The sequence below is a fragment of the Pseudarthrobacter enclensis genome (genome assembly GCF_030811655.1).
Lineage (GTDB): Bacteria > Actinomycetota > Actinomycetes > Actinomycetales > Micrococcaceae > Arthrobacter > Arthrobacter enclensis_A.
Map to the genome: position 1 here is coordinate 107124 of NZ_JAUSRE010000001.1, position 15462 is coordinate 122585.

Here is a 15462-nt window from a genome sequence, read left to right on the forward strand (position 1 = left end):
CACAGGCCTTCGTCCCCACACCGGCTCCTGACCGGCCGCCGTGAGCCGGTGGACCGCATCTGCGCAATGCTTGGGGCCGGAACCCACCACGCTGTGTTCATCATGGCCGGCCCCGGCATTGGAAAGTCGGCGGTGACTGACGCGGTGACGGACCGCCTTGCAGGGAACATGACCATTCTGCGCATCCATGCCAGTTCGGCCCTGGCCGGCGTCCCGTTCGGTGTCCTGACTCCTTACACGGGGGAACTCACGGCGGAGGAATCCGTCTCGCCCGTGGCTGTGCTCCGGTCGATGTGGTCATACTTTGAGAAGTTGAAGGCCGGCAACGGGACGGCAGTGCTGCTTGCCGTGGACGATGCCCACCACCTGGACGATGCTTCGGCCGGCGTGCTGGCTGAAGTGATTTCGGCCGGCTGGGCAACGGTGGTGGCGGCCGCCCGTCCCCGCCCAGGCCTGCCCCAGCCGCTTGACCAGCTTTGGTACGACGGCCTGGCCGAACGGGTGGACCTGCGCCCCCTCAACCGGGAACAGGTTGAGGAGGTCCTGGAACACGCTCTCGACGGGACGGTCCCCGGCGCAACGGTGGACGCCATCTGGAACGCCTCGGGTGGCAATCCACGGATCCTTGATGCCCTGCTCCACGATTCAGCGGAGGCAGGCGTCCTTGCAAAGCGCAACGGAATCTGGATGCTCCTGGGCGCGCTGCCCTCCGACGGGGCACGGCTGGCAGCGGTGGTTGCCAAAGACCACCTCCGGCGACGGCCCGAGGAACAGGAAGCGCTGAAGCTCATTGCCCTGGCCGGCCCGGTGGGCAGGAAAGTCATCGAAGACATCAGCGGTGCAGCAGTGGTCCGCTCACTCCTGGACCAGCAGATGATCGTCGAAGCGCCGGGCGTTCCGGCCGAGCTTTCCATGTGGAACGGCCTCTTTGCCGGGGCCATCAGGAATACCGTGTCGGTCTCCCGCAGCCTTCAACTGCTGGAAAAGGTCAAAGCGCACCAGGACCCGGCCCTGCTGCAGGGGGAAGGGCGGCTGCGGTCCGTGGAGTGGGCCCTTGAGTGCGGCGTCCGGGTCAGTGATGAGGAGATGCTGGCGGCGGCAAAAGAAGCGCTGTTCAGGTTCCGCAACCAGAGCGCGCGGACCATTGCGGCGCGGATCCACCTGCCCGCGTTGGTTCCGCTTGCCCAGGCGATCCAGGCCCGCGCCTTCTACAATGAAGGCGCTTACCACCAGGCCGCTGCCCTCCTCGATGAATGTTGGCTTCCGCTGGCCGACGACGCCCAGGGGCCCGCCGTGCTGTTGCTCCGGGTCTCCGCGCACCAGGGCGTCGGGCACCCCCTGGATATGGTTGCCGGGGACGTCGAAAAGCACATCGTGCCCGGCGGCGACGCCGAAAAGAGCTGGCAGGAAGAGCTCCTGCACCTGCTTCATCTGGGGGCCGAGGTGAACGTCCAGGCGCTGGGTGACGAAGTGGAGGCCGTGCGCACGCGCCCGCCGGCACTCGGGGCAGAACCCCTCCGCGCCCTGGCCGAGGGTCTCCTGGCCCATGCCCTTGCCGCAGCGGGGCGGCCGGTCCAGGGACTTGAGGCGGCCCTGTTGGCTGCTTCGGAGCTGCCCCCGCTGGAAGACAGCCTGTTCTTCTTCCCGGAGTTCGTGCTGGGACGGCTCGTCTCCGATTACCTCGCCATGGGTGAATGGGAGTCGGCAGAGCGGGAAATCAACCACTACGCGGCCGGCCATGCACAGGGCGCGGCCACCTTCAATGGCAGCCTCCAACTGCTCCAGGGCTACTCGCTGCTGCGGCAGGGCAGGATGGAGCGCGCCTACCAGGTCCTGCTGCCCGCCGTCGAAGCGCTCAGGCTGAATGACCCGCTGCACCTGTATCGCTTTGGCGCCGCCCTGGGCTTCTACGCCGCGGCACGGCTCGGAGATTCCGAGCAGGCAAAACGCCTGGAACAGGATCACAAGGATGCCGATACCGGCTGGCCTGCGCATGATCTTCCCGCTGAAGCCTACGTGGCAGCGGCCGGCGAATATCTGGCCCGTGACGGCAAGGGCCTGGCGGCCCTGCAGACGTTGATGACCACCACGGAGGCCTCCGCCAGGAGCGGAAACCTCCTGGAAGTCCTGGCCATGTGCTGGGACCTCGGGGACCCTTCGGTGGTTCCCATGGTCCAGGCAGTGGCCAGGGAAGTGGAAGGCCGGTGGGCTGAGTCAATGCTGACGCTGGCCACCGCATGGGAAAACGCCGACGGCGACACTCTCATGGCGACGGCTGCCTCGCTGGAGGAGGCAGGCTTTGCCAACCTGGCCCGGGAGGCCTACGCGCGTGCGAGCACCGTACTGGAGCAGGCCGGCGAACGCCGCCGGTCGCGGCAGGCGGTTGCCCAGCGGGAGAAGTGCGACCACGAACTCGGTGAGCGCTTCCGTGAAGGACGCTTCATAGCGGCGGCACCCACCATCCGGCTCACCCGCCGGGAACAGGACATCGTTGAACTGGCCGTGCAGGGCCTCACCGACAGGGAGATTGCGCAGCGGCTGATGGTGTCGGTCCGGACGGTTGAAGGCCACCTGTACCGCACCTACGTCAAGCTCGGCGTCCGCAGCCGCGACGAACTGGAATCGGCACTCCCCAAGTAGGCGCTTCCCAAAGCAAGCCGCCCAGGCGCCCGGCGCCTGGTTTCCGCGTGCGCCCCCGCAGCGGAAGCGTCCTGAACCGCCGGCCCCGGGTCTTACAGCGCGTAGGAGCACCGAGGGCTAGTAGTACGGGCGGGAGGAATCGAGTACTCCCTACTCGTGTACGGGAGGGCACTCCCGGATTTACTTAAGGAGGCAAAGCAAAGCGGCAGGCTGGAGGCCGCAGAGCAGCCACACGGACACATTGAGGCCCTTTCAATTTTCCGGTCCCCGCGGACCGGGCATGGACGGGGCCGGCGACGTCAGAGTCTTCTGAGACCGAGACTCTCCCCCCAGCCGTCGCCGGCCCTCTGCTCCCTCGGCTGAAGCCCGGGGCAGCGGTGGCGGCTACCCCTCCGGGGCGGCCGCCACCGCCGTGTGTGGGACAATTGGATGTCAGACATTGGCAGCCCAAGGAGTTCGTTTTGGCCGTAGTATCAACGCCAGCCACACTGGAACGCGCCGTACCTGCCATTGACAACGCCGAGGTGCTGCGCATCAGGAACGACTTCCCGGTCCTCAACCAACTGGTCAACGGACAGCCGCTGGTCTACCTCGACTCCGGCGCCACGTCCCAGAACCCGGCCAGCGTCATCGAGGCCGAACAGGAATTCTACGAACAGCGCAACGCCGCGGTTCATCGGGGAGCCCACCATCTTGCAGTCGAGGCTACCGAGGCCTTCGAAGATGCCCGGCAGACGATTGCCGACTTCATTGGTGCGGACTACGAGGAAACCATCTGGACATCCAACGCCACGGAAGGACTGAACCTCCTCTCCTACGCGCTGTCCAATGCCGGTTTGTGGGCAGCCCAGGGTCGCGGTGACCGGGGGCTCAAGGAACTGGCGCTGAACCCGGGCGACGAGATCGTGGTGACCGAGATGGAACACCACGCCAACCTCATTCCCTGGCAGGAACTGGCGTTCCGCACCGGGGCGACGCTCCGGTACATCCCCATCGCAGACGACGGCAGCCTCCGCATGGACCAGGCCGCGGCGATCATCGGCGCCCGCACCAAGGTCCTGGCCTTCACGCACGCGTCAAACGTCCTTGGCATCATCAACCCCGTGACGGAACTGACAGCCCTGGGCCACAGCGCAGGAGCCCTGGTGGTCCTGGACGCCTGCCAGTCCGCACCGCATCTGCCCCTGAACGTCAAGGAACTCGGCGTGGACTTCGCAGTCTTCTCCGGCCACAAAATGCTGGCTCCCACCGGAATCGGCGTGCTCTACGGACGGCAGGAGCTACTGGACATCCTGCCGCCGTTCCTGACCGGCGGATCAATGATCACCACCGTCACCATGGAGCGGGCCGAGTACCTTCCGGCGCCGCAACGCTTCGAAGCCGGCACCCAGCGGATTTCCCAGGCGGTGGCCATGGCAGCCGCCGCCAACTACCTCACCGAGACCGGACTGGAGCGCATCCACGCATGGGAGGCCGAACTGGGCCAGCGCATGGTGTCCGGACTCGAAAGCATTCCCGGCATCAGGGTCCTCGGCCCGGCCGCGGGAAAAGAGCGGATCGGCCTGGCCGCGTTCGACGTCGAGGGCGTCCACGCACACGACGTGGGGCAGTTCCTGGACTCCCGCGGAATCGCCGTCCGTGTGGGTCACCACTGCGCCCAACCCCTGCACCGGCGGCTCGGACTGACGGCCACTACCCGGGCCAGCGCCTACCTCTACAACACCACGGACGACGTGGACCGCTTCCTCGAAGCCGTGGCCGGCGTCCGGGCCTACTTCCGCGCGTAGCGGAGAAGACGAAAGGTAGCACCATGAGCCTCGACCAGCTGTACCAGCAGATCATCCTGGATCATTCCAAGGCCCGCCACGGCAGCGGCCTCGCCGGGACGGAAGCGCCCCAGGGCACATCAACGGGGCAGTCGCACCAGCTCAACCCGGTGTGCGGGGACGAAGTGACCCTTCGGCTCGCGGTGCAGGACGGCAAAGTGGCGCAGATCGCCTGGGACGGGGCGGGCTGCTCCATCTCCATGGCCTCCGCCTCCGTCCTCACCGACCTTGCCCAGGGCATGACCGTGGCCGAACTGCATGAGGTTATCGACAGCTTCCGGGAGGTGCTCCGCTCGCGCGGCAAGGTCCATGCCGATCCCGAGCTGCTGGGAGATGCCGCCGCGTTCGAGGGAGTGGCCCGGTATGCCGCGAGGGTCAAGTGCGCCATGATTTCCTGGGTGGCCGCCGAAGACGCCCTCAACCAGGCCGCCTGAGCCCGAAACGCAAGCAGCCCGGGCCTTCATCCAGCAGGAGGAAGGCCCGGGCTTTTCTGTCAGTTTCCGTCAGCCGATCAGGCCGAGGACGCCGATCACAGCGGTAGCGAGTCCCAGCACCATGGAGATGCTGACCAGCACCACATGGACGGTCAGGAATTTTGTTGCCTTTCCGGCCGCATCGCGGGCGCGGGGATCCTTCATCACCCGGCGCAGGAACTGCGGCCAGACCACCAGGGACCAGATGCCGGCCACGATCAGGACCAGGGCGGCGAAGACGGGAAGCTGCACGGGTTAGTGGCTTTCCAGCCAGGCCTGTGCCTGTGCGGCCTGCAGGTTCAGTGCCTTGGCCACCATGGGCTCCGCGGCGTCGGCGATCTTGCCGCCGAGGAACGGAACGGAGGACTTTACGGCGCCCTCAAGCTCCACCCGGGTTCCGCCGGCGTCGGCCACCAGCCGCTGCACGGCGGTGACGTCCACCGGGGCCCCGGCGATCTTCAGGGAGATGTTGCTCTGGCGCGAGCCGTCTGCCGCGGGTGCTTCCCAGTTTTCCACCTGGGTCACCTTGAGGTGCTCACCCACGAATTTGCGGGCGATTTCCGGCAGTCGGGTGGTGGGAAGCGTGCGCACGGAGGTGGCGTTGAACGCACCTGCAATGTCGCCGTCCACGGTGAAGGATTCCAGGCTGCCGCCCACCAGCTGGCTGACGTGGCGCTGGAAATCCTCGTTCACCAGCACAGCGGCCACGCTGTCAACGGAATGCGGAAGGGTGGTGGTTGCGCTCAGCGCCATGGGTCCTCCTGGGACGTGGGGAAAGGATTTACGCCTCCAACATCCTACGGTGTCACCTGGGCGCGGTCCGCATCGGCCAGTTTCTGCGCAGCCCTGGTGATGTTCCGTGCCATGGCCGGGAAGATCAGGCTGTGGAAGGGAAGCACAGCCAGCCAGTACAACCGTCCGCTCAATCCCTTGGGAAAGAAAATGGCGCGCTGCCGGTAGCGGCTGCCACCGCCGTCGGGCTCCACGGACAGCTCAAGCCACGCCCGTCCCGGCGCACGCATCTCCGCCCGCAGCCGCAGCAGCCTGCCGTGTTCGATCCGTTCCACCCGCCACCAGTCCACAACCTCTCCTGCGGCCAGCGTGTGCGGGTGCCGGCGGCCGCGGAGCAGGCCTGCACCGCCGGTGAGCTTGTCCAGCCACCCCCGGACCTGCCAGGCCAGGGGCAGGGAGTACCAGCCGTTCCGGCCGCCAATGCCCTCAATGATGGTCCACACGTGGGCGGGGTCCACATCGCCGTGGAACGTCCGTTCGTCGATGTACACCTTGTGCCCGGCCCACTCCGGGTCGCTGGGCAGCGGATCGGAGTCGGCGCCGGCATTGGCCCAGGTGGTCTCCACCTGTCCGTCCCGCTCCTTGCCCAGCGCCAGGGCCACCGCTGTCCGGTAGGGCGTCAGGCCGCCGTCGGGCTGGGGAATGTACTGGTCGATGTCGTGTTCGTTGGACACGGCATCGTGCTGCAGGGACTGGACCAGGGGAACGGCCATGGAGAGCGGGATGGGGGTGGTCAGGGCCACCCACATACCTGCCAGTTTGGGCGCCGGCACCGGCAGGGCCAGCACTACGCGGTAGGGCAGTCCCGCTTCAGCCGCGTACTCCTTCATCATGCCCGCATAGGTCAGCACCTGCCGGCAGCCGATGTCGAAGGTCCGGTTGATCGGGCCCTCCAGCGACGCGGCGGACACCAGGTAGTAGAGGACATCGCGCACCGCAATGGCCTCGATCCGGTTCCGCACCCAGCTGGGCGCGGGCATCAGCGGCAGCGTTTCCGAGAGGTGCCGGATCATCTCGAAGGAGGCCGAGCCGGAGCCGATCACCACGCCGGCCTGGAACACAATGGCGTCCACCGGGCTGTCCAGGAACACCTTGCCCACTGCCTCACGTGAGCGCATGTGCATGGAAAGCTCCACGCCCTGCGGGTGCAGCCCGCCAAGGTAGACGATCCGCCGCACGCCCGCGGCGGCAGCTGCGTCGGCGGCCGTCCGGGCCATGGCCTGTTCCTTCGCCTCGAATCCCGCCCCGGCGGCCATCGAGTGCACCAGGTAGTAGAAGACGTCGACGCCGGCCAGGGCTTCGCGGAGGGCGTCGCCGTCGTCCAGGCTGCTTTCCACCACCTCGACTTTGTCCCGCCACGGGACGCCGGCGATCTTGTCGGGGGAGCGGACCAGGACCTTCACGGTGTGGCCGGCCTCGAGGAGCCTGGGCACCAGGCGGCCGCCGATGTAGCCGGTGGCGCCGGTGACAAGGACGGTCGTTGGTGTTGGCTGGGCACTCATTGCGGTCATGCTTGCTCCTGTTCGTCCCTTGGAATTCGGAGCGGCGGCCGGTCAGGACGGCTGCTCCGGCGGAGAAGGCCCGGCGGGAAGCCCGGTGCTGCCAGCCTAGATGTATTCCCAGGAGGTTTGTGCCGCGCTGCCATGTCGTTCCTGCGCGGTAGGCTGGGAGTACCCGGGATTCGCAGCGAATTTCGGGTTTTCGCGTTGCCTGCTTGCCTTCGATGAACACCACAGGAGCTTCTGCCATGAGTCTTCCCGGCCAGTCCGCCGCCGGCACATCCAGCACGGGCACGTCCGGCGTCCCGCGCCCGTCGCTCGACGGATTGCGCCGCGCCCTGGAGCCGGACCAGACCTTCGCCCGCGTCCGGGCAGAGGCTGCCCGTGGCTTCGCGGTCCGTGGGCAGGATTACCAGATCAGCGCCCCTGCAGGCCTGCGCCCGGTGCTGCTGGCGGAGATGGCGGACGGGCTCGCGGCGGCGGCAGAAGGCGGTGCGCCGGGCGTGGTGCTGGCAGTCACCGCCACCGGCCGGGAAGCGGAGGACCTGTCCGCGGCCCTGCGCGCCTACCTGCCCGCCGACTCGGTGGCCGAGTTCCCCAGCTGGGAGACACTCCCGCACGAGCGGCTGTCGCCGCGCTCGGATACCGTGGGCCGGCGCCTGTCCGTCCTGCGCCGCCTGGCACATCCGGAAAGTTCGACGGCGGGCAGCCTGCGCGTCGTCGTCGCGCCCGTCCGCGCCGTGGTCCAGCCGGTGGTGGCCGGCCTGGGCGACCTGGTTCCGGTCACCCTGAAAGTGGGCCAGGACGTTCCGTTCACCGACGTGGTGAAGAGCCTCGCCGACGCCGCCTATGCACGGGTGGACATGGTGACCCACCGCGGCGAGTTCGCCGTCCGCGGCGGCATCATCGACGTCTTCCCGCCTACCGAGGACCACCCCATCCGGGTGGAGTTCTTCGGGGACGAAGTGGACCAGATGCGGTGGTTTGCCGTGGCCGACCAGCGCTCGCTGTCAGCACCCGGAATCCACCACCCCACGGAGCTGCATGCCCCGCCCTGCCGCGAAATCCTCATCACCCCTTCCGTCATGTCCCGCGCCGCCACCCTGAAGGCCCAGCTTCCCGCGGCGGCTGACATGCTGGAAAAGATCGCCGGCGGCATCGCCGTGGAGGGCATGGAGTCCCTGGCACCGGTGCTGGTGGACGCGATGGTTCCGTTCGTGGACCAACTGCCGGCCGATTCCATTGCAGTGGTGATTGAACCGGAGAAGGTCCGTACACGCGCCCATGACCTGGCCGCCACCAATGAGGAGTTCCTCGAGGCGGCCTGGTCCACGGCGTCCGACGGCGGGGCGGCACCTTTGGACCTCAGCTCGCAGGCCAGTGCGGCCCTGCACTCGGCGAGCTTCCGGTCCCTGGCCGAAACGCGCGGCTCTGCGCTGGGGCACGGGGTGTCCTGGTGGTCCATCACGTCGCTGGCGCAGGACGCCGAACTGCTGCCCGAGATCGACGTGCTGAACCTGCACGCCCGCGAACCCCGGGGCTACCAGGGTGACGTCGCGGAGATGATGGACTTCATCGGCTCCCACGTCCGGGACCAGTGGCGAATCGTGGTGGCCACCGAAGGTCCGGGCCCGGCCCAGCGCCTGGCCGAGCTGTTCCACGAGAACGACATTCCGTGCGCCCGGGTGGACAGCCTGGACCACGAGCCGCAGGCGGGCATCATCGAAGTGACCACTGCCGCCGTCGGCCGTGGTTTTGTCCTGGATGGGCTCAAGCTCGGCCTGCTCACCGAAGCCGACCTGCTGGGCCGCACCTCCGCCGGGTCCACCAAGGACATGCGGCGGATGCCCTCCAAGCGGCGCAACGCCGTCGACCCCCTGCAGCTGGTGGCGGGGGACCACGTGGTCCACGAACAGCACGGCATCGGCCGGTTCGTGGAACTCATCCAGCGCAAGGTGGCAGGCGGCGGTGACGGCGTGCGTGAATACCTGGTGCTGGAATATGCGCCCGCCAAGCGCGGCGCCCCCGGCGACCGGCTGTTCGTGCCTACGGACCAGTTGGACCAGGTGACCCGTTACGTGGGCGGCGACACCCCGGTCCTGAGCAAGATGGGCGGCGCTGACTGGGCCAGCACCAAGTCCAAAGCCCGCAAGGCCGTCAAGGAGATCGCCGGCGAGCTGATCCGGCTGTACTCGGCCCGGATGGCCTCCCGCGGCCACGCCTTTGCCCCCGATACCCCTTGGCAGCGGGAACTGGAGGAAGCGTTCCCGTACGTGGAGACCCCGGACCAGCTGACCACCATTAACGAGGTCAAGGCGGACATGGAGCGGGAGATCCCCATGGACCGCCTGGTGTCCGGCGACGTGGGCTACGGCAAGACCGAAATCGCGGTGCGCGCAGCCTTCAAGGCCGTCCAGGACGGCAAGCAGGTGGCCGTGCTGGTGCCCACCACCCTGCTGGCCCAGCAGCACTACGAAACCTTCACCGAACGCTTCTCCGGCTTCCCCGTGCGGGTGAAGCCGCTGTCCCGGTTCCAGTCCGCCAAGGAGTCCAAGGAAACGGCGGAAGGCGTCAAGAGCGGGGCCGTGGACGTGGTGATCGGCACGCACCGCCTGCTGTCCAAGGACTTCGAGTTCAAGGACCTGGGCCTGGTGATCGTGGACGAGGAACAGCGGTTCGGCGTCGAACACAAGGAGGCGCTGAAGAAGATGCGCACCAACGTGGACGTGCTGGCCATGAGCGCCACGCCGATTCCCCGGACCCTTGAAATGTCCCTCACCGGGATCCGCGAAACCTCCACCCTGGCCACTCCGCCGGAAGAACGCCATCCCGTCCTGACCTATGTGGGGCCCTACACGGACAAGCAGACCTCTGCCGCCATCCGGCGCGAACTGATGCGCGAAGGCCAGGTGTTCCTGGTCCACAACCGGGTGTCCACCATCGAGCGGACCGCGGCCAGGATCCGCGAACTGGTGCCCGAGGCGCGTGTGGAGGTGGCGCACGGCAAAATGTCCGAAAGCCGGCTGGAACAGATCATCGTCGATTTCTGGGAGCGCCGGTTCGACGTGCTGGTCTGCACCACCATCATCGAGACCGGCCTGGACATCTCCAACGCCAACACCCTGATCGTGGACGGCGCGGACAAGTACGGGCTGTCCCAGCTGCACCAGCTGCGCGGCCGTGTTGGCCGCGGCCGCGAGCGTGCCTACGCGTACTTCCTGTACCCGTCCGAGAAGCCGCTGGGCGAGGTGGCGCTCGAACGGCTCAAGGCCGTGGCCGCGCACAACGAGCTCGGCGCCGGCATGCAGCTGGCCATGAAAGACCTGGAGATCCGCGGCGCCGGGAACCTGCTGGGCGGCGAACAATCGGGCCACATCCAGGGCGTGGGCTTCGACCTGTATATCCGGCTGGTGGGCGAGGCCGTGGCTGATTTCCGCGGCGAAGCCGAGGAGAAGGCCGCGGAGATGAAGATCGAGCTGCCGGTCAACGCGCATCTGCCGCATGACTATGTCCCGGGGGAGCGGCTGCGCCTGGAGGCCTACCGGAAGCTCGCAGCGGCCCTCACCAACGAGGCCATCGACGAGGTCCAGGCGGAGCTGGTGGACCGCTACGGTGAACTGCCCCTGCCGGCGCAGAACCTGGTGGCGGTGGCGCGGTTCCGGGTTGGCGCCCGGGAAGCCGGCCTGTCCGACGTGGCGCTGCAGGGAAACTTCATCAAGTTCTCCCCGGCCACGCTCCCCGAGTCCAAGACCATGCGGCTGAACCGGATGTACCCGGGGTCGCAGGCCAAGCCTGCGCTGGACGCGGTCCTGATCCCCAAGCCCAAGACAGCGCGGATCGGGGGCCGGGACCTGCAGGACGCCGAGATCCTGGAGTGGGCCAACGGCGTGATCCGGAACATCTTCTCCGACGCCCCGCTGGCGGTGAGTTAACACTTGATGGGAGGACACCACGCCGCGTCGGGAGCCGCGGCGTGGGTAGCTGTTGCGTCCACCGGCCCCTACACCCTGGGTTGGTATCCGCTGGATCCCACGGGCATCCTGATCGGCGGCATGGCCACCGCGGGCACAGCCCTGGTCTGCGACTGGGACCACCGCTCCAGCACGGTGGCCCATTCCCTGCCGCCGCTCTCCAACGTGATCGCGCGGGGCATTGAAAACGCCAGCGGCGGCCACCGCCAGGGCACGCACTCCATCCTTGGGGCGGCGTTCTTCGTGTTCCTGGCCGGACTGGCCTCGCAGGTCCACATGGACACCGGCTGGGGCCGGCTGTCCATCGGCGCCGGCCTGTTGTGCATGTTCCTGATCAATATTGCCGCGAAGGCGCTGAAACTGTTTCCCAAAAGCGGGTTCATCTCGAACTGGATCTTCGCGCTGGTGATGGCCGGTCTGGTCACCGTCTACGCGCCGGAGCAGTGGACGTGGCTGCCCACCTCGATGCTGATCGGCGTGGTGGTGCACATCGTCGGTGATTTGATCACCACCGGGGGAGTGCCGCTGCTGTGGCCGCTGGTACTCCGGCCCCCGAAGGTGCTGCGCCGGCTGCCCCTCCTGCGGAACGTATGGCGGCCCAACGGCGCCCTGTCCGTACCCCTGCTGGGGCGGGCCGGCTCCAAACGGGAGTGGCTGGTGCTGATCCCTGTGAGCGCCTACGCCATGGTCGGCATGTCAGTATCCGGCTGGGCCATCGCCCAGCACCACTGGGGCCGTGTGGCTGCTGCCGCGGGGGCCTGGATCAGGCTCTGGTTCTAGCGCCCAGGAACTGACAGACAGCAAAGGACCCCGGACGATGTCCGGGGTCCTGGCTGCTTCTGATGCCTGTCCCAACTGGGTGGCAGTTGTTTGGGCCTAGTGCTCGCCCGCGGAGTCGGAGCGGCCGAAAATGGTCTGCGGAAGCCAGAAGGCCAGCGCGAAGAGGATCAGGCAGACGGCCATCGGCCAGGGGTTGCCCAGGCTGAGGAAGGACAGCGAGTAGATGGCGCCCAGGAACAGGGCGAAGCAGATCACGAAGAGCACGATGCTGCCGCCGAGCTTGTTCTCGTTCTGCGGGGTCCGGACGTATTCACGGTTGGACGCCGTGTCCTGGCTGGACGGGTTGATCTGGCTGGACATGTGTTCCTCCTCGGCCCCGCGGGGCGTGATCTGTGGCGGCTCGCGGTTCCGGTCAGTAAGCGGCTGAACCCTGTTCACCCTTGACGATGGCAATTCCGGAGCTGGCACCAATTCGTGTTGCACCTGCTGCAATCATAGCCTGCGCGTCCGCCAGCGACCGTACGCCGCCGGAGGCCTTGACCCCCAGGTCCGGGCCGACGGTCCGGCGCATCAGGGCCACGTCTTCAACAGTTGCACCCCCGCCGTTGAAGCCCGTGGAGGTCTTCACGAAGTCCGCCCCGGCCTCCACTGCCGCCTGGCACGCCAGCACCTTCTGCCCATCCGTCAGGAGCGCTGTTTCGATGATGACCTTCAGGATGGCGCCGCCGGCATGGACGGTCTCTGCCACAGCCGCAATATCCTCCACCAGGGCGCCCTTGTCACCTGCCCTCGCGGCGGCGATGTTGATCACCATGTCAATTTCGTCGGCACCGTCCAGCACGGCGCCGCGGGCTTCGAACGACTTCACATCGGTGGGGGTGGCCCCCAGCGGGAAGCCCACCACGGAGCAGGTGAGGACGCCCGAGCCCTTGAGCGCGGTGGTGACCGTCTTGACCCAGATGGGGTTCACGCAGACGGACTTGAACCCGTACTCCGCCGCCTCGGCGCAGACCTTCAGGACATCGGCTTCGGAGGCTTCGGGCTTGAGCAGCGTGTGGTCGATGTAGGAGGCAATGTTCGTGGCCGCGGCCGGACCGGCGGTGCCGGCGTGAACGGTGGCTTCGTTGCTCATGATGGTCCTCTCGAAGGGCCTTGTGGGCCCGGCGTTGGCTCGGTTTCGGAAACCATCTTGTCACAGCGGAGGGCGCCGGGAGCAGCACCCGCTCAGGCGGCCGCCTGGAGGACCGGGGCTGCCGAGGTTGCCGTCAGCAGCTGGGTGGCGCAGGCGCCTGCCGCCGAAGCGGCCGCCACCAGCAGCCCCAGCCGGACGCCGTCGAACGCTGCGGCGTCGCCGATGGCCCAGATTCCCGGGACGGAGGTCCGGTAGTCGCGGGTGATCACGATGCCGCCTCCCGGAGCGTTGCGCAGGCCCGCGCTGGCGGCCAGGCCTTCACTGGACACCCGTTCCTCGGCCAGGACCACGAGGTCTCCGGTCATACTGCTGCCGTCCTCGAAGACCACCGCGGTTGCGGCCGTCCGGGGAGCCGATCCGGCGACGACGGCCGGGATGACGGCGGAAGGGCGGGCCGTGGTGCGGATGGGCCGTACGCCCTTGGCCCGCAGGACCGCCTCGGCCTGTCCGGCCGCGGCGCCGGTTCCCACCAGGATCCCCACCGGGCGGCGCCCGAGCTCCCGGGCTACCTTCTGCACGCTCTTCGCGATGCGGGGTGCGTCGTCGATGGTGGCGTAGCTCAGGCACTGCGCGGCGCCGTCCACAGGCCCGGCCACGGGGGCCGAACCGGTGGCGATGACCAGTTGGTCGTAGGCGAATTCCATGCCATCGGCGGTGGCCACGGTGCGGTTGACGGCGTCGATGTGGCTGGCGGGCTGGCCGAACCGCACGGAAACCTGGGGGAGCATGGCCAGCTCCAGCAGCTCCCCAGGTGCGTCATCACGGTTGCTCAGTACCGTGATGGTCCCGGTGAACTGTGCGCGGTCGAGCTGTGCCACCAGGGCCTGGGCGGCGGGACCGGCACCGGCGATGACGATGCGGGTTGCGGCGGAAGCGGATGTTGAGGGTGCCGGAGCGGACATGTGCTGGCCCTTTCGCTGGCGGCCGGGAACCGGCCGGAACTTCGTGATGGAACCCAGCGTAGGGCCCTGCTTTTTCGGTTGTGTTACCCGTCGGTTGCCGTTTCCGGACCCCTTGTTCGCCAGTATTTACCGGCCGGTAACAGAACCCGTGACGCACCTCTCATCGATGGGGAAGTCGACACATTCGCCGCTGCCAAACCACGTTCGGAGGTGCTGCTAGACGCGGATACGGTACCCCCGCTTGACCACGGTCTCGATCAGCTTTCCGTCCGGCAGCGATGAGCGAAGGCGGCTCACGGTCATGTCCAGCGCGTGCACCGAGCCCCGGAGTTCCAGCAGGTCGGACAGGGATTCGCGGGACAGGACCGCACCGCCGGCGCCAAGCAGGGCGCGCAGGAGCAGCAGGGGGGCGGGGGCCAGCTCCACCTGCTGGCCGTCGATGCGCAGGCTGCGGCCGCGCAGCTCGATGTTCCCCGAGCGGGTGTCCAGCCGCCGGACATGGTTCAGGGCCAGGTGCTCGCACACCAGCCGGATGAGCGCACCCATGCGGAACCGTTCCGGGATCAGCGGCGTGACGCCCGCATCCAGGAGCGGCTGCGCAGTCACCGGTCCCACGACGGCGGTGGTGACGTTCAGTTTCAGGCTCTCCACCAGCTGCTTGTACAGGCCCATTTCGTGCGCAGTGCTCCACATGGCGTCCACCGCAGGGGCGCTGGTGAAGGTGAGGACGTCCAGGTTGCCGCTGCAGGCAGCTTCGATCAGCCGTGGAAGCTTGTCCTCGCCGTCGGGCTTAACCCAGCGGTAGGGCGTGACGGTCAGGACGGTGGCGCCGGACATGCGCAGGCGTTCGATCTGGCGGACATCTGTATAACCGTGCAGCTGCATGGCGACGGTTTTGCCGCGGACTCCCTCAGTGAGCAGCATGTCCACCAGGGTGGAGGTGGTTTCGTCGCTGCTGATGCCGACGTCGGCAAGGCCTGCCGCGCGCACCGCACCGCGTGCCTTCGGTCCCCTGACGAACATGCGGCAGTTCCCCAGCGTGTCCAGCAGTTCGTCGCCGATGCCGAAGGAGTCCGCAGCCTCGCACCAGCGGCGCATCCCGTAGGCGGTGGTGGCGATGCACAGGTCCGGCTTGGCGGCGATGACGGCCTTGGTGTCCTCGATGAGGCGCATATCCTCCTGGACGGGAGCGATCTTCAGCGCGGGGGCGTGCAGCACCTCGGCGCCGCGGCGCTCAAGGGCTTCGATCAGGTCGCGGGACCGCCGGTCAGACGTCACTCCGATGCGGAACCCCTCCAGCGGCGATTCGGCAGCATCTGGAGCTTCGTCAGCCTGCGGTGGTTCGGGCTGCGTCTGTTTGGCCGGGGCAAGTGCGGTCATGGGGGTC

12 protein-coding genes are annotated in these 15462 nt (G+C 67.8%); 5 read left to right on the plus strand and 7 right to left on the minus strand.

Annotated elements, in window-relative coordinates; translation table 11 throughout:
• The first annotated feature begins 66 nt into the window (after positions 1 to 66).
• From J2X98_RS00500 to sufU, 3 genes are all read left to right on the plus strand, one after another.
• Positions 67 to 2640 (plus strand): LuxR family transcriptional regulator, encoded by a 2574-nt coding sequence (locus tag J2X98_RS00500; RefSeq protein WP_307303378.1) that lies wholly within the window; start codon positions 67 to 69, stop codon positions 2638 to 2640.
• A gap of 461 nt (positions 2641 to 3101) precedes the next feature.
• A complete protein-coding gene (locus J2X98_RS00505; protein ID WP_307303380.1) occupies positions 3102 to 4427 on the plus strand; it encodes a SufS family cysteine desulfurase in 1326 nt (441 codons plus the stop codon).
• 23 nt (positions 4428 to 4450) lie between these two features.
• Positions 4451 to 4900, plus strand: coding sequence for a Fe-S cluster assembly sulfur transfer protein SufU (sufU, locus tag J2X98_RS00510; RefSeq protein WP_307303381.1), 450 nt, complete (start codon positions 4451 to 4453; stop codon positions 4898 to 4900).
• Positions 4901 to 4969: 69 nt separating this feature from the next.
• Here the strand turns inward: sufU and J2X98_RS00515 are convergent, their stop codons facing one another.
• From J2X98_RS00515 to J2X98_RS00525, 3 genes are read right to left on the minus strand one after another with little or no spacing between them, the layout of a single operon-like run.
• Positions 4970 to 5191 (minus strand): SCO4848 family membrane protein, encoded by a 222-nt coding sequence (locus J2X98_RS00515; RefSeq protein ID WP_307303383.1) that lies wholly within the window; start codon positions 5189 to 5191, stop codon positions 4970 to 4972.
• A 3-nt stretch (positions 5192 to 5194) separates the two neighbouring features.
• On the minus strand, positions 5195 to 5692 hold the full coding sequence (locus J2X98_RS00520) for a DUF2505 domain-containing protein (protein ID WP_141940629.1): 498 nt from the start codon (positions 5690 to 5692) through the stop codon (positions 5195 to 5197).
• Positions 5693 to 5736: 44 nt separating this feature from the next.
• Complete coding sequence (locus J2X98_RS00525; RefSeq protein WP_307303386.1) at positions 5737 to 7242, minus strand: SDR family oxidoreductase; 1506 nt, start codon at positions 7240 to 7242, stop codon at positions 5737 to 5739.
• Positions 7243 to 7478: 236 nt separating this feature from the next.
• Between J2X98_RS00525 and mfd the strand changes: the two genes are divergently transcribed.
• Together mfd and J2X98_RS00535 are read left to right on the plus strand one after the other, a co-directional pair.
• Entirely contained in the window at positions 7479 to 11162 is a 3684-nt protein-coding gene (gene mfd / locus J2X98_RS00530) for a transcription-repair coupling factor (RefSeq protein ID WP_307303388.1), read from the plus strand.
• A gap of 6 nt (positions 11163 to 11168) precedes the next feature.
• A complete protein-coding gene (locus J2X98_RS00535) occupies positions 11169 to 11981 on the plus strand; it encodes a metal-dependent hydrolase (protein WP_141940631.1) in 813 nt (270 codons plus the stop codon).
• A 96-nt stretch (positions 11982 to 12077) separates the two neighbouring features.
• Here the strand turns inward: J2X98_RS00535 and J2X98_RS00540 are convergent, their stop codons facing one another.
• The 4 genes from J2X98_RS00540 to J2X98_RS00555 form a co-directional block, all read right to left on the minus strand.
• Positions 12078 to 12341, minus strand: coding sequence for a hypothetical protein (locus J2X98_RS00540; RefSeq protein WP_307303390.1), 264 nt, complete (start codon positions 12339 to 12341; stop codon positions 12078 to 12080).
• A 52-nt stretch (positions 12342 to 12393) separates the two neighbouring features.
• Positions 12394 to 13113 (minus strand): deoxyribose-phosphate aldolase, encoded by a 720-nt coding sequence (deoC, locus tag J2X98_RS00545; RefSeq protein ID WP_307303393.1) that lies wholly within the window; start codon positions 13111 to 13113, stop codon positions 12394 to 12396.
• 92 nt (positions 13114 to 13205) lie between these two features.
• Positions 13206 to 14075 carry an FAD-dependent oxidoreductase gene (locus tag J2X98_RS00550; protein WP_307303395.1) on the minus strand — a complete coding sequence of 290 codons (870 nt, stop codon included), beginning with the start codon at positions 14073 to 14075 and terminating at the stop codon, positions 13206 to 13208.
• 216 nt (positions 14076 to 14291) lie between these two features.
• Complete coding sequence (locus tag J2X98_RS00555) at positions 14292 to 15455, minus strand: uroporphyrinogen-III synthase (protein WP_307303397.1); 1164 nt, start codon at positions 15453 to 15455, stop codon at positions 14292 to 14294.
• Between the last annotated feature and the right edge of the window lie 7 nt (positions 15456 to 15462).